Origin of the sequence: Microbacterium sp. CnD16-F (assembly GCF_024124465.1) — a bacterium.
Taxonomy (GTDB): domain Bacteria; phylum Actinomycetota; class Actinomycetes; order Actinomycetales; family Microbacteriaceae; genus Microbacterium; species Microbacterium gawkjiense.
Window position 1 is genome coordinate 1 of record NZ_JAMXSA010000071.1, and the last position, 12,441, is coordinate 12,441.

The following is a 12,441-nucleotide window of genomic DNA, read 5'->3' on the forward strand; positions in this document are numbered from 1 at the left end:
CGCCCGCCGCCCCGGCCCGGGCCCGCCGCTGCGGGCGGGCGGTGCTGCGGGGGGCCGCCCCGTACCCGACCAGATTGGGCTCGCGCTTCTCCGCGGTCTCGGGGACCGCGGCATCCGATCCCTCGACGTCGAACGAGATGAGCACCTCGCCGACGGGGACGACGTCGCCCTCGGCGTGACGGATCGCCGAGACGGTGCCGGCGAAGGGGGACGGGAGTTCGACGACGGCCTTGGCCGTCTCGACCTCGGCGATCGTCTGGTTCAACGTGACCTCGTCACCCGCGGCGACGTGCCACTGCACGATCTCGGCCTCGACGAGGCCCTCCCCCAGGTCGGGAAGTCGGAAGTCGGTGATCACGCGGTCACCTCCGGCATCCCGGCACGCCCCATGACGCGGTCGACGGCGTCGAGGATCCGATCCAGGTCGGGCAGGTGGTGCTGCTCGAGCTTCGCCGGCGGGTATGGCACATCGTGCCCGGTCACCCGCAGCGGCGGCGCTTCGAGGTAGTGGAAGCACTTCTCCGTGATGCTCGCGATCACCTCGGCGGCGACGCCGGCCTCACGGGACGCCTCGTGCGTGACCACGACACGACCCGTGCGCCGGACGGAGGCCGCCACGGTCCCGTAGTCGACGGGGGACAGCGACCGCAGGTCGATCACCTCGAGCGACAGCCCCTCGTCCTCGGCGGCGAGCGCGGCATCCATCGCCGTCGTCACCTGCGAGCCGTAGGTGACGATCGTCACGTCGGTGCCCTCCCGGACGACGCGCGCGAGGCCGAGGGGCGGGGCGTCGGCGATGTCGCCGTCGAGATCGACCTCGCCCTTGGCGTGGTACAGCCGTTTCGGCTCGAAGAAGACGACCGGGTCGTCGCTCGCGATCGCCTGGCGGAGCATCGTGTACGCGTCCTGCGGGTTCGACACGGCCACCACGCGCAGACCCGCGGTGTGGACGAAGTACGCCTCGGGCGATTCGGAGTGGTGCTCGGCGGCCCCCACGCCGCCGGCCCAGGGGATGCGGATCGTGATCGGCATCTTCACGCGTCCCTGCGTGCGGTAGTGCAGCTTCGCGACCTGACTGACGATCTGGTCGAAGGCGGGGTAGACGAACCCGTCGAACTGGATCTCGACGATCGGCCGGAAGCCCCGGAAGGCGAGACCGACGGCGGTGCCGACGATGCCGGACTCCGCGAGCGGGGTGTCGACCACGCGGCGGGGTCCGAACTCGGCCTGCAGACCGTCGGTGATGCGGAACACGCCACCGAGGCGGCCGATGTCCTCCCCCATCACGAGCACGCGGTCGTCATCGGTCATGGCGCGACGCATCGCGGCGGTGAGGGCCTTGCCCATCGTGAGCTCGGTCATCGCGCCCCTCCTTCGGCGAAGCCGTCGAGGTACGCGGCGAATCCGGCGCGCTGCTCGTCGAGCCCGCTGTGAGGCTCCGCGTACACGTGGTCGAACACACGCAGCGGCTCGGGGGCGGCGGCCCCCACGACGGCGCTGCGCATCGCCGCCGTGAAGCGGTCGGCATCCGCCGTCAACGCCTCGGCGAAGGCGTCGTCGAACGCACCGAGGGATCGCAGGTACGCCTCGACCCGGGCGAGGGGGTCGCGCGCCCGCCAGTACGCCACCTCGTCCGCGTCGCGGTAGCGCGTGGGGTCGTCCGAGGTGGTGTGCGGTCCGACGCGGTAGGTGACGGCCTCGAGGTACGCGGGACCGCGGCCGCTCCGGGCGTGGTCGGCCGCCCAGCGCATCGCCGCGATGCACGCGAGGACGTCGTTGCCGTCGACGCGCAGGCTCGGGATGCCGAAGCCCGGCGCGCGGCCGGCGATCGGTGTCCGCGACTGCAGTCCGACGGGTTCGGAGATCGCCCACTGATTGTTGGAGCAGACGAACACGACGGGCACCCCGAAGGCCGAGCCGAAGACCATCGCCTCGTTGACGTCGCCCTGGCTCGTCGCGCCGTCGCCGAAGTAGGCGACCGCGACCTGGTCGCCGCCGTCGCGCTGGACGCCCATGGCGTACCCGACGGCGTGGAGGCTCTGCGCGCCGATGATGATCTGCGGGTTCGCGACGTGGACGTCGGCGGGGTCCCAGCTGGCGTGCTCGGCGCCGTGCCACACCATGACGAAGTCGCGGGGCTTCACGCCGCGGACGACCTCGATGCCGATCTCGCGGTAGCTGGGGAAGAGGAAGTCGTCGTCGTGGCAGGCCCAGGCGGTGCCGACCTGCACGGCTTCCTGACCCTGCGCCGGCGCCCAGAGGCCCAAGTGGCCCTGGCGCTGCAGAGCGACGCCTTCGGCATCGAGGCGGCGGGTCAGGAACATGTCGCGGTAGACCTGGCGGAGCATCGCGGCGTCGACGTCGGCGGCCCACGGGTCGAGCCGCTCGTCGCGGACGCGGCGGCCCTCGTGGTCGAGAAGACGGGCCACGTCCTCGGTGTCGCTCGCCACCGACGCGGCGGGGGTCAGAGTGTCGGTCATCATCGTCCCTCTCTGATCGCGGACACGCGTCTTGTGGACGGGTGACCGGCGCAGAACACCGGCTTCGTCGCCGGATGCTGCGAGAGTATGCCGACATCGCACCTCGCTCAAGCATCACGCGCAACATTGAGCAGGATGCGTAAGCGGCGGCTCGACCCCCTGCTATGGTGTGGCACTATGAGCGCCCTCGACCACGTGGATCTCGAGCTGCTGAACGCCCTCGCCGAGGACCACCGTGCCACCGTGGTCGCGCTCGCCGAGCGACTCGGGCTCTCACGCAACACCGTCCAGGCCCGCATGGCCAAGCTCGAGCGATCGGGGGTCTTCCTCTCGTTCGAGCGCGCGATGTCGCCCGCCGCGCTGGGCTATGCGATCGACGCGATCCTGCACGTCCAGGTGCGCCAGGCGGATCTGCCGCGGATCACCGACGAACTGCAGGAGATCCCCGAAGTGGTCCAGTGCCACGGACTGAGCGGACCCGTCGACCTGCTCGTGCGGGTCGCGGCGCGCGACACGCAGCACCTGTTCGACATCGACGCGCGCATCCTCGCGATCGACGGCGTCGAGCGCACCGAGACCTCCCTCGCCATGGGCGAGGTCATCGGATACCGGGTCCGACCTCTCCTGGCAGCGGCTCGGCGGGGGAACTGACATCGGCGGGCGCGCGTTCCTCGACACGGACGAGGACCACGCCCACCAGGATGAGCGCGCCACCCACGAACTGGACCGGCGCAGGCGCCTCCCCCAGCAGCAGCCACGCGAAGCTCAGCGCGAACAGCACCTCGGACAGCCCGACGAACGAGGCCAGCCGCGACCCGATCCTCGGGACCGCCATGACGCCGAACGCGTACCCCAGGGCCGTGCACGATCCCACCAAGAGCAGCGGGACCAGCGGCGCAGCACTCATCCCGAGGAGCTCGACCGGCGCGCCCGACACGGTGAGTGGCAGGATGCCGACACCCGCCAGGGCCAGGATCGTCACCGTTCCGACGAGCAACCCTCCGGCCGCCAGGGCGAGCGGCGGCAGGTCGTCCCCGGTGCGCTCACTCATGACGAAGTACACGCACGCGCACACCGCCGCCAGGAGGGCGAACGCCGTGCCGAGCAGATCGAAGCGCGCACCGGCGATGTCGACGACGAGGACGAGGCCCGCCATGGCGACGACCGACCCGATGAGGACGGTGCGCGACGGCGCGCGGCGCGTCCTCGCCCAGACGAAGAGGACGAGCATGACCGGCGCGAGGTACTGGATGAGCAGGGCGACGCCCACCGGCATCCGCTGCAGGGCCGAGAAGTAGAAGACCTGGCATCCCACCACCGGGATGAGCCCGAAGGCGACGAGCGAGAGCCAGTGCACCCGGAGGAAGTCCGGGCGGCGGCGGAGCGTGCGCACGAGCGCGGGCGAGAGGACGAGGCCCGCGACACCCATCCGGATCGCCAGCACGGCCGCGAGCGACCAGCCGCCCTCGAGGAGCGGCTTGGCGATCGGGCCGCTGATCGAGAACGTCAGCGCGCTCGTGACCGCCAGCAGCAGTCCGCTCGAGGGCGTGCGCCGCACGACGGGGGCGGGGCCGGCGGCGAGCCGGACGGGCGCGGTGTGCGTCATCGATCGTCCTCGGGGGTGCGGTCCGTGAGTCATGACCTAAACGTCATTACACTGGTGACAGTAGCGATCCCCCGCGTCAGGAGTCAAGATCATGTTCATCCATGACACCGAGATCTCGCTGCGCGCCGCGACGGCGCTGGTGAACTCCCTCCCCGAGATCGACGGCGAGGGCGTCGACGGGCTGGCGACCCTCGACGACCTGAGCGCGTTCCTGCAGGAATTCCCCTACAGCGGCGTGATCCGCCGGGACGACGTCGAGCTGTCCGAACTGCGTACCGCGCGCACACGGCTGCGGATGCTGTGGGCCGGCGACCGGATGGCGGCGGTGCCCATCGTCAACGCGATGCTGCGCGAGGGGAAGGCGCTCCCCCAGCTCGTCATCCACGACTCCTACGACTGGCACATCCACGCGACCGACGACGCGGCGCCGCTCGCGACGCGCATCACCGTGGAGGTCGCGATGGCGTTCGTCGACGTCATCCGCTCGGACGAGTTCGACCGCGTGCGGGTGTGCTCGGCCGACGACTGCGAGGCCGTCTACATCGACTACTCGAAGAACGGCTCGAAGCGCTACTGCGACACCGGCAACTGCGGCAACCGCATGAACGTCATGGCGTATCGCCGCCGGAAGGCCGAAGAAAGCGCGTGACGGCGGATGCCGCAGCCTGCGGCGTCTCGTAGTGGATGAGGTGCCCCACACCGGGGATCACGACGAGCTCCGCGTGCGGGAACAACTTCTGCAGCGCGTACTGCGCCGACAGCGGCGTGATGTCGTCGTGCTCCGCGGCGATGAGCAGCGTCGGCACCGCGATGTCGGGGGCCGCGGCCCGGACGTCGTTCGATACCGAGGTGACGAACGCCTCGGAGAGGGTGTCCCGATCGGCGAAGCGCGAGAAATAGGTGTCGTGCTGGTCGTGGATGAAGGCGCGGAGGTCCTTGTCGCGCGTCTTGGCCATCGCGATGCTCATGACCCGCACGATGAGCGGGTTCCGCAGGAGCGCGTCGCCCAGGCGGCGCGGCAGGCGTGCGCCGGCCCGGTAGTAGAAGATCGCGAGACGGGTGAGGATGCCGCGGGGCCCCTCGAGCGCCGGTGCGCCGATGGGGTTCACGAGGATCAGCCGCGGCGTCGGGAGCCCGCGGGCCACGGCGGCCGCCGAGACGATCGACCCGAACGAGTGCCCCAGGACGACGGCTCCCGGCGCCGCCGCGGCGGCGAAGGCCGTGAGCCAGTCGGCGTAGCCGGCCAGATCGTGCCGGCCGGGCAGCGCGGGGGTCTCGCCGAACCCCGGCAGGTCGGGTGAGACGACGCGCACGTCGTCGAGGAAGGCAACGACCGGCTCGAGGCCGTGGTGCTCCCCTCGGAATCCGTGGACGGCGAGGATCGTCGTGGCCGCGTCATCCGGTCCGTAGACCCAGTAGGCCGTCGGTACATCCGCGACGGTCACCTCGTGGCGCTGAACAGAGATCGCGCGCAAGCGGTCGGCGTACGGGCTGGCGACGGTCACTCCACGAGTCTACGAGCGCGGCGCGCCGCCCGAGGGATGTCGGAGGCTCGTCCTACGGTCGGAGCGTGGTGAGTTGGCAGTCGATCCCCCTGTGGGACGACGACGCGTGGGACGGGGACAACGGCCCCGACCACGACTCCGCGCCCGGGCTTGTCGCCGATGACCCGCCGGGCGTCGGCGCCCTCGGGGTGTTCGACCTCGAGACGACGGGGATCGACGTCCGCGAGGACCGCATCGTCACCGCGCACGTCGGGGTCCTGGACGCGGGCGGACGCGTCGTCTCCGCTCGGAACTGGCTCGCCGACCCGGGCGTCGAGATCCCGGCCGGCGCGACCGCCGTGCACGGGATCACGACGGACCACGCACGCGCCGCCGGCCGTTCTGCCGCGGAGGTCGTCGCCGAGGTGACGGCTGCCCTGCGCGAGCTCTTCGACCGCGGAATCCCGGTCGTCGCCTACAACGCGCCCTTCGACTTCTCGATGCTCAAGTACGAGGCGCTGCGCCACTCCGTGGAACCTATCGCCGCCCCGTCACCTGTCATCGACCCGCTCGTGGTGGACAAGACCTACGACCGCTATCGCCGCGGCAAGCGCACGCTCGAGGTTGTCGCAGCCCACTACGCGGTCCGGCTTGAGGGCGCTCACGACGCCGCGGCCGACGCCGTGGCCGCGGGCCGGGTCGCGCAGGCCATCGCCGCCCGGTACGGGCTCGAGCTGGGGTCTCTCGAACTCCACACGCAGCAGGTGTCCTGGGCCAGGGCGCAGGCCGAGAGCCTCACGGAGTACTTCATCAGCATCGGCCGCCTCGACCCCGAGGACGCCCTCGACGGCAGCTGGCCGATCCGCTGATCGCACCGGGGTACGACGAAGGCCCCGCCGGAGCGGGGCCTTCGGTGACGGCTGCTTACTTGCTGCCGAAGTTCTTGAAGCGCTGGTTGAACTTCTCGACGCGGCCGGCCGAGTCCATGATGCGCTGCTTGCCCGTGTAGAACGGGTGCGAGGCGGACGAGATCTCGACGTCGATGACGGGGTAGGTCTCGCCGTCCAGCTCGATCGTCTTGTCGCTCGAGACCGTCGAACGGGTCAGGAAGGTCTCGCCGGAGCCGAGGTCGCGGAACACGACGGCGCGGTACTCGGGGTGGATGTCAGTCTTCATTGGGTTCCTCACGAAGTGCCCTGGATTTTGCCAGATGCGGGTGGAAGTCTGCGGCGCGAGCGCGCCAACGCAAGATTCTATCAGGATGCCGCGCGCGCGGCGAACCGGCCGTCCTCGGCCGTCAGCGTGATGGGCAGACCGAAGGTGGCGGTGAGGTTCTCCGCCGTCAGGGTCTCGGCGATCGGCCCCTGCGCGACCGCGGCTCCCTCGCGCAGCAGGAGGACGTGCGTGAAGCCGACGGGGATCTCCTCGACGTGGTGGGTGACCATGATCATGGCCGGCGTCGACTCCTCCCGGGCGTACCCGCCGAGGAGGGACAGCAGCTCCTCGCGGGCGCCGAGGTCGAGGCTGGCGGTCGGCTCGTCCAGCAGCAGCAGCTCGGGGTCGGTCATGACGGCACGGGCGATCTGCACCCGCTTCTGCTCACCGTCGGAGAGCGTCCCGAAGGTGCGGTCGGCGAGGTCCGCAAGACCCCACTCCCCCAGCACGCGACGCGCACGGCGCTCATCGATCGCCTCGTAGTCCTCGCGCCACCGGCCCAGGACCGAGTAGGCCGCCGTGAGGACGACGTCGAGCACCGTCTCGTCCTGGGGCACGCGCTTGGCCATCGCCGACGACGCGAAGCCGATCCGCGGGCGCAGGTCGAAGACGTCGGTGCGTCCGAGCCGCTCGTCGAGGACGGTGACGGCGCCGGAGGTGGGGTGGACGAGTGTCGCCGCGAGCTGCAGCACCGTCGTCTTGCCGGCGCCGTTGGGGCCGAGCACCACCCAGCGCTGGTCGGACTCGACCGTCCAGTCGATCCCGTCGACGATGTTGCGGGCGTTGCGGCGGACGACGACGTCGGCGAGTTCGAGCACCTGAGGCATGGCCCCAGCCTATCGAGCCTCGCGGGGCTACCGAGCGGCCGCCACGACCTCCCGGTACAGGGCGGCCGTCTCGTCGGCGATCGCCTCCCAGCTGAAAGCGGATGCCGCCCGCTCGCGACCGGCTCTGCCGTAGGCGCGTGCCTTCTCCGGATCGGAGACGACCTCCGTGAGCGTCGCGGCGAGGTCGGCGACGAACTTTTCCGGATCGACCGGCGTCCCCGTCCCGTCCTCGGCCTGTTCGATCTCGACGAGGCGACCGGTCTCGCCGTCGATGACGACCTCGGGGATGCCGCCGGTCGCGGTGCCGACGACGGCCGCGCCGCACGCCATGGCTTCGAGGTTGACGATGCCGAGCGGCTCATAGATCGACGGGCAGACGAAGGTCGTCGCCGAGGTGAGGATCGCACAGAGATCGGGACGCGGCAGGAACTCCTCGATCCAGACGACACCCTCGCGGGTCCGCTGGAGCTGCTGGACGAGGCCCTGGACTTCGGCCATGATCTCCAGCGTGTCCGGGGCCCCGGCGCACAGGATGAGCTGCACCTCGGGGGGCAAGAGCTCGGCGGCGCGCAGGAAGTACGGCAGACCCTTCTGGCGGGTGATGCGCCCCACGAAGACGACCGACGGCCGGGACGGGTCGATGCCCCACCGCGACAGGAGCTCCGGGTCCTCCCGGGGCTGCCAGGCGTCGACGTCGATGCCGTTGTAGATGACCCGCACCTTGGCGGGGTCGAGGGCCGGATAGCTCCGGAGGATGTCGCGCCGCATCCCGTCGCTGACGGCGACCACCGCGGCGGCGTTCTCGTAGGCGGTCTTCTCGACATAGCTCGAGAGCGCGTAGCCGCCGCCGAGCTGCTCGGCCTTCCACGGACGCAGCGGCTCGAGGGAGTGCGCGGTCACGACGTGCGGCACACCGTGCAGCATCGAGGCGAGGAACCCGGCGTAGTTGGCGTACCAGGTGTGGCTGTGCACGACGTCCGCGCCCGCGACGTCGCCCACGATCTCGAGGTCGGTCCCGAGGGTCTGCAGCGCGGGGTTCGCCGCCGACAGGCCGGCGGGGACGGCATAGGACGTGGTGTCGGCCTCGTCGCGCTCGGCGCCGAAGGCACGGACCTGGACCTCCATGCGGGAGCGGAGCGCCTTCACCAATTCGGTCACATGGACACCGGCCCCGCCGTAGATCTCGGGCGGGTATTCCTTCGTGACGATGTCGACGCGCATGGACCGAACTCTAGGGCACCGGGACACGGCGTCACAGTCCTAGTCGGACCCTCGGAAAGACACATAGTGTGAGCACATGCCAGCATCCCCGAAGGTCCTCGGTATCGTCCTCGCCGGTGGCGAGGGCAAGCGACTTATGCCGCTCACCCAGGACCGCGCGAAACCCGCCGTCCCCTTCGGCGGGCAGTACCGGTTGATCGACTTCGCGATCTCGAACCTCATCAACTCCGAGCTCCGCCAGATCGTCGTCCTGACGCAGTACAAGTCGCACAGCCTCGACCGTCACGTGTCGCAGACGTGGCGCATGTCGGCTCTGCTCGGGGCCTACGTCACCTCCGTGCCCGCACAGCAGCGGCTCGGCAAACGATGGTTCTCGGGGTCGGCCGACGCGATCCTCCAGTCCCTCAACCTGATCCACGACGAGAAGCCCGACATCGTCGCGGTCATCGGCGCCGATCACGTGTACCGCATGGACTTCCAGCAGATGATCGAGGCGCACATCGCCTCGGGCGCGCGCGCCTCGGTGGCCGGCATCCGTCAGCCCATCGGGCTGGCCAACCAGTTCGGCGTGATCGACGTGGACCCCGCCGACGGCGTCACGATCCGGGACTTCCTCGAGAAGCCGCAGAACCCCACCGGGCTGCCCGACAGCCCCGGCGAGGTGCTCGCCTCGATGGGCAACTACGTCTTCGACACCGACGCGCTGATCGAGGCCGTCGAGGCCGACGGAGAGCTGCCGACCTCGAACCACGACATGGGCGGCGACATCATCCCCTACTTCGTCTCCCGGGGCGAGGCCGCAGTCTACGACTTCAAGCGCAACGACGTGCCCGGCTCCACCGACCGCGACCGCGACTACTGGCGCGACGTGGGGACGATCGACTCGTTCTTCGACGCGCACATGGACCTCATCTCCGCGCTGCCGGTCTTCAACCTCTACAACATGGACTGGCCCATCCGGTCGCAGTCGGTGAACTCGCCGCCCGCGAAGTTCGTCCGCGACGGGATGGGGCGCATCGGGAACGCGATCGACTCGATCGTCTCGCTGGGCTGCGTGCTCTCGGGCACGCATCTCGAGCGGAGCGTGCTGGGTCCGTGGACGCTCTCGGGCGGCGGTGCGACCATCACCGACTCGGTCCTCTTCGACCACGTGAGCGTCGGTGCCGGCGCACGTGTGCACCGCGCGATCCTCGACAAGAACGTCGTGATCGACCCCGGGGCCACCGTGGGCGTCGACCGCGAGCTCGATCTGTCGCGCGGGTTCACCGTCACCGACAGCGGACTCACCGTCGTGGGGAAGAACATCCGCATCACCTCCTGAGCGCGGGGCCCGGCGATGGAGCCGCTAGCGTGGTCGGGTGCCTGACGCCCGATTCCTCGTCGTGTTCGACGCCGATTCCACGATCATCCGCAACGAGGTCATCGAGCTCATCGCCGATGAGGCCGGCCGCGGTGCGGAGGTCGCCGCCGCGACCGAGGCGGCGATGCGCGGTGAGGTCGATTTCGCGACGAGTCTGCGCTCCCGGGTGCAGGAGCTGACCGGCGTCCCGGTCGCCTCCTTCGCACGGGTGCTGTCGCGCGTCGAGCCGACGCCGGGCGTACACGAGCTGATCGCCGCGATCCACGACCGGGGCGGCGTCGCGGCCGTCGTGTCGGGGGGCTTCCACGAGATCCTCGACACCGTCGCCCCCGCACTCGGCGTCGACGTCTGGCGAGCCAACCGGCTGGCGGTCTCGAGCGGCGCGCTCACCGGCGTCGTCGACGGTCCGATCGTCGATGCGGCCGGCAAAGCCGAGGCGCTGCGCGAGTGGGCGCGGACCTACGGGTTGGCGCCGGCGGCGACCATCGCGGTCGGCGACGGGGCGAACGACCTCCTGATGATGGATGCCGCCGGCCTGGGTGTCGCGTTCAACGCGAAACCCGCCGTCCGCCGTCGTGCCGACCTCGTCGTCGGTCCGGTCGATCTCGCCGCCCTCATCCCCCTCCTCCCCTGATCCGATACCGGGGTACCGCCGGATGTCGGCGACCGCGGGTAGCGTCGCCGCCATGGACATCATCCTCATCCCCGGACTCTGGTTGACGGCCGCGTCATGGGACGACGTCGTCCCCGCACTGCGCGACGCGGGCCACTCCCCGCATCCGCTCACGATGCCGGGCGTGGGCGCCCCGGCATCCGAGGTCCGTCTCGCGGACTGGGTCGACGCGGTCGTCGACGAGATCGACCGCATCGACGGTCCGGTCGTGCTCGTCGGTCACAGCGGCGGCGGGAACGTCGCGTGGGGCGCCGCCGAACGCCGCGCCGACCGGGTGACGCGGGTGGTGTTCGTCGACACGACGCCTCCGCCTCCCGGCGCCGACATCTCGGAGTTCCCCCTCGTCGACGGCGTCGTCCCGTTCCCCGGCTGGGAGTTCTTCGATGCCGAGGACGTCGATGACCTCGACGACGCGACCCGTCGGCGGACGGCGCCGCTCACGGCATCCGTTCCCGGGCACGTCCCGACCGATCCGCTGTTGCTCGAGGGCACCGACCGTCACCGCGTCCCCGTCACCCTCCTCATGGGGTCCCTGGACGAGGCGGCGTTCCGAGAGGCGGTGACGGCCTGGGGCGCGTTCGCCGCGGAATTCGCCGCGATCGCGGAAGCCGAGGTGGTCCGGCTGGGGACCGGTCACTGGCCCCAGTTCTCTGCGCCGGACGAGCTGGCGCGGCGGATTATCGAAGCGGTGCGCTGATACCCGTCAGTGGCCCATGCCGAGGCCGCCGTCGACCGGGATGACGGCGCCCGAGATGTAAGCGGCGTCGTCGGAGGCGAGCCAGACGACGGCGGCGGCGACCTCGTCGGCTGCGCCGAAACGCGCCGCAGGGATGTTCTTCTTGTACTCCGCCTGCGTGTCCTCGGGAAGGGCTGCGGTCATGTCGGTCTCGATGAAACCGGGAGCGACGACGTTGGCCGTGATCCCCCGCGACCCGAGCTCGCGGGTCAGCGAGCGGGCGAAGCCGACGAGCGCACTCTTGGAGGACGAGTAGTTGATCTGCCCGGCCGAGCCGTAGAGGCCGACGACCGAGGAGATGAGGATGACGCGGCCCCACTTGGCCCGCAGCATCCCCTTGGCGGCGCGCTTGACGACGCGGAAGGCGCCGCCGAGGTTCGTCGAGACGACCGTGTCGAAGTCCTCCTCCGTCATACGCAGCAGCAGCGTGTCCTTCGTGATCCCGGCGTTCGCGACGACCACCCCGACGGGGCCGAGCTGCTGCTCGACCTCGGTGTACGCGGCATCGAGGGAGGCGGCGTCGGTGACGTCGGCCCGCACCGTCAGCGTCCCCTCGGGACCCTCGCCCGATCGAGCGGTGACGGCGACCGTGTAGCCCTCCGAGACGAATCGCTCGGCGATCGCGCGGCCGATGCCGCGGTTGCCTCCGGTGACGAGGACGACGCGCTCGTGGGACATGTTTCTCCTTGCTCCGAGCCGGGTGAACCGCACCAGCCTAGCGGCGCGCACGGCGGGTAGGCTGGGGGTCACCTCGCCTGAAGGAGACGGACGTGACCGACGCCACGAACACCCCCCCGCAGCCCTCCGACGTGCCGCCGGCCCCGCCCGCCGCCGGCGCC

At 70.7% G+C, this 12,441-nt stretch carries 15 protein-coding genes; 6 read left to right on the forward strand and 9 right to left on the reverse strand.

Translation table 11 applies throughout. The annotated features are described in order from the left end of the window. The 3 genes from NH287_RS13820 to pdhA all read right to left on the reverse strand — a co-directional run. On the reverse strand, positions 1–358 hold a 358-nt coding region (locus NH287_RS13820; protein ID WP_308210417.1), incomplete at its 3' end, for a biotin/lipoyl-containing protein. After that, positions 355–1,362: an alpha-ketoacid dehydrogenase subunit beta gene (locus NH287_RS13825; RefSeq protein ID WP_253036080.1), complete on the reverse strand. Its 1,008-nt coding sequence runs from the start codon at positions 1,360–1,362 to the stop codon at positions 355–357. The genes NH287_RS13820 and NH287_RS13825, both read right to left, overlap by 4 nt. After that, entirely contained in the window at positions 1,359–2,480 is a 1,122-nt protein-coding gene (gene pdhA / locus NH287_RS13830) for a pyruvate dehydrogenase (acetyl-transferring) E1 component subunit alpha (RefSeq protein ID WP_253036081.1), read from the reverse strand. The genes NH287_RS13825 and pdhA overlap by 4 nt, the downstream gene beginning before the upstream one ends. A 177-nt stretch (positions 2,481–2,657) precedes the next feature. Here pdhA and NH287_RS13835 point away from each other — a divergent pair, with 177 nt between their 5' ends. Beyond that, the gene (locus NH287_RS13835; RefSeq protein ID WP_253036082.1) at positions 2,658–3,131 is read left to right on the forward strand and encodes an Lrp/AsnC family transcriptional regulator; all 474 of its coding nucleotides are present in this window, start codon (positions 2,658–2,660) and stop codon (positions 3,129–3,131) included. Here NH287_RS13835 and NH287_RS13840 read toward each other — a convergent pair. After that, positions 3,079–4,086, reverse strand: coding sequence for a DMT family transporter (locus NH287_RS13840; protein ID WP_253036083.1), 1,008 nt, complete (start codon positions 4,084–4,086; stop codon positions 3,079–3,081). The genes NH287_RS13835 and NH287_RS13840 overlap by 53 nt on opposite strands. An 88-nt stretch (positions 4,087–4,174) precedes the next feature. Here NH287_RS13840 and NH287_RS13845 point away from each other — a divergent pair, with 88 nt between their 5' ends. Then, a complete protein-coding gene (locus tag NH287_RS13845) occupies positions 4,175–4,735 on the forward strand; it encodes a CGNR zinc finger domain-containing protein (protein WP_253036091.1) in 561 nt (186 codons plus the stop codon). Here NH287_RS13845 and NH287_RS13850 read toward each other — a convergent pair. After that, positions 4,695–5,591 carry an alpha/beta fold hydrolase gene (locus tag NH287_RS13850; protein WP_253036084.1) on the reverse strand — a complete coding sequence of 299 codons (897 nt, stop codon included), beginning with the start codon at positions 5,589–5,591 and terminating at the stop codon, positions 4,695–4,697. The genes NH287_RS13845 and NH287_RS13850 overlap by 41 nt on opposite strands. A 65-nt stretch (positions 5,592–5,656) precedes the next feature. Here NH287_RS13850 and NH287_RS13855 point away from each other — a divergent pair, with 65 nt between their 5' ends. Continuing rightward, entirely contained in the window at positions 5,657–6,439 is a 783-nt protein-coding gene (locus tag NH287_RS13855) for an exonuclease domain-containing protein (RefSeq protein ID WP_253036085.1), read from the forward strand. A 55-nt stretch (positions 6,440–6,494) separates the two neighbouring features. On the opposite strand, the gene NH287_RS13860 is transcribed toward NH287_RS13855, so the two are convergent. From NH287_RS13860 to glgA, 3 genes are all read right to left on the reverse strand, one after another. Continuing rightward, positions 6,495–6,746, reverse strand: a complete 252-nt coding sequence (locus tag NH287_RS13860) for a type B 50S ribosomal protein L31 (protein ID WP_018186539.1) — start codon at positions 6,744–6,746, stop codon at positions 6,495–6,497. Between the two features lie 80 nt (positions 6,747–6,826). Next, positions 6,827–7,612, reverse strand: a complete 786-nt coding sequence (locus tag NH287_RS13865) for an ABC transporter ATP-binding protein (RefSeq protein WP_064002264.1) — start codon at positions 7,610–7,612, stop codon at positions 6,827–6,829. A 27-nt stretch (positions 7,613–7,639) separates the two neighbouring features. Further along, positions 7,640–8,833: a glycogen synthase gene (glgA, locus tag NH287_RS13870; protein WP_253036086.1), complete on the reverse strand. Its 1,194-nt coding sequence runs from the start codon at positions 8,831–8,833 to the stop codon at positions 7,640–7,642. 76 nt (positions 8,834–8,909) lie between these two features. Here glgA and glgC point away from each other — a divergent pair, with 76 nt between their 5' ends. From glgC to NH287_RS13885, 3 genes are read left to right on the forward strand one after another with little or no spacing between them, the layout of a single operon-like run. After that, positions 8,910–10,154, forward strand: coding sequence for a glucose-1-phosphate adenylyltransferase (gene glgC / locus NH287_RS13875; protein WP_253036087.1), 1,245 nt, complete (start codon positions 8,910–8,912; stop codon positions 10,152–10,154). A gap of 37 nt (positions 10,155–10,191) precedes the next feature. Next, on the forward strand, positions 10,192–10,827 hold the full coding sequence (serB, locus tag NH287_RS13880) for a phosphoserine phosphatase SerB (RefSeq protein ID WP_253036088.1): 636 nt from the start codon (positions 10,192–10,194) through the stop codon (positions 10,825–10,827). A 52-nt stretch (positions 10,828–10,879) separates the two neighbouring features. Next, positions 10,880–11,563 carry an alpha/beta fold hydrolase gene (locus NH287_RS13885; protein WP_253036089.1) on the forward strand — a complete coding sequence of 228 codons (684 nt, stop codon included), beginning with the start codon at positions 10,880–10,882 and terminating at the stop codon, positions 11,561–11,563. A 6-nt stretch (positions 11,564–11,569) separates the two neighbouring features. Here the strand turns inward: NH287_RS13885 and fabG are convergent, their stop codons facing one another. Then, complete coding sequence (gene fabG / locus NH287_RS13890) at positions 11,570–12,280, reverse strand: 3-oxoacyl-ACP reductase FabG (protein WP_253036090.1); 711 nt, start codon at positions 12,278–12,280, stop codon at positions 11,570–11,572. Between the last annotated feature and the right edge of the window lie 161 nt (positions 12,281–12,441).

Coding starts and splice junctions, on each gene's coding strand:
- NH287_RS13885 (WP_253036089.1), top strand. CDS start 10,880: ATGGACATCATCCTCATCCCCGGACTCTGGTTGACGGCCGCGTCATGG.
- NH287_RS13865 (WP_064002264.1), bottom strand. CDS start 7,612: ATGCCTCAGGTGCTCGAACTCGCCGACGTCGTCGTCCGCCGCAACGCC.
- fabG (WP_253036090.1), bottom strand. CDS start 12,280: ATGTCCCACGAGCGCGTCGTCCTCGTCACCGGAGGCAACCGCGGCATC.
- NH287_RS13840 (WP_253036083.1), bottom strand. CDS start 4,086: ATGACGCACACCGCGCCCGTCCGGCTCGCCGCCGGCCCCGCCCCCGTC.
- NH287_RS13835 (WP_253036082.1), top strand. CDS start 2,658: ATGAGCGCCCTCGACCACGTGGATCTCGAGCTGCTGAACGCCCTCGCC.
- NH287_RS13860 (WP_018186539.1), bottom strand. CDS start 6,746: ATGAAGACTGACATCCACCCCGAGTACCGCGCCGTCGTGTTCCGCGAC.
- glgC (WP_253036087.1), top strand. CDS start 8,910: ATGCCAGCATCCCCGAAGGTCCTCGGTATCGTCCTCGCCGGTGGCGAG.
- glgA (WP_253036086.1), bottom strand. CDS start 8,833: ATGCGCGTCGACATCGTCACGAAGGAATACCCGCCCGAGATCTACGGC.
- NH287_RS13825 (WP_253036080.1), bottom strand. CDS start 1,362: ATGACCGAGCTCACGATGGGCAAGGCCCTCACCGCCGCGATGCGTCGC.
- pdhA (WP_253036081.1), bottom strand. CDS start 2,480: ATGACCGACACTCTGACCCCCGCCGCGTCGGTGGCGAGCGACACCGAG.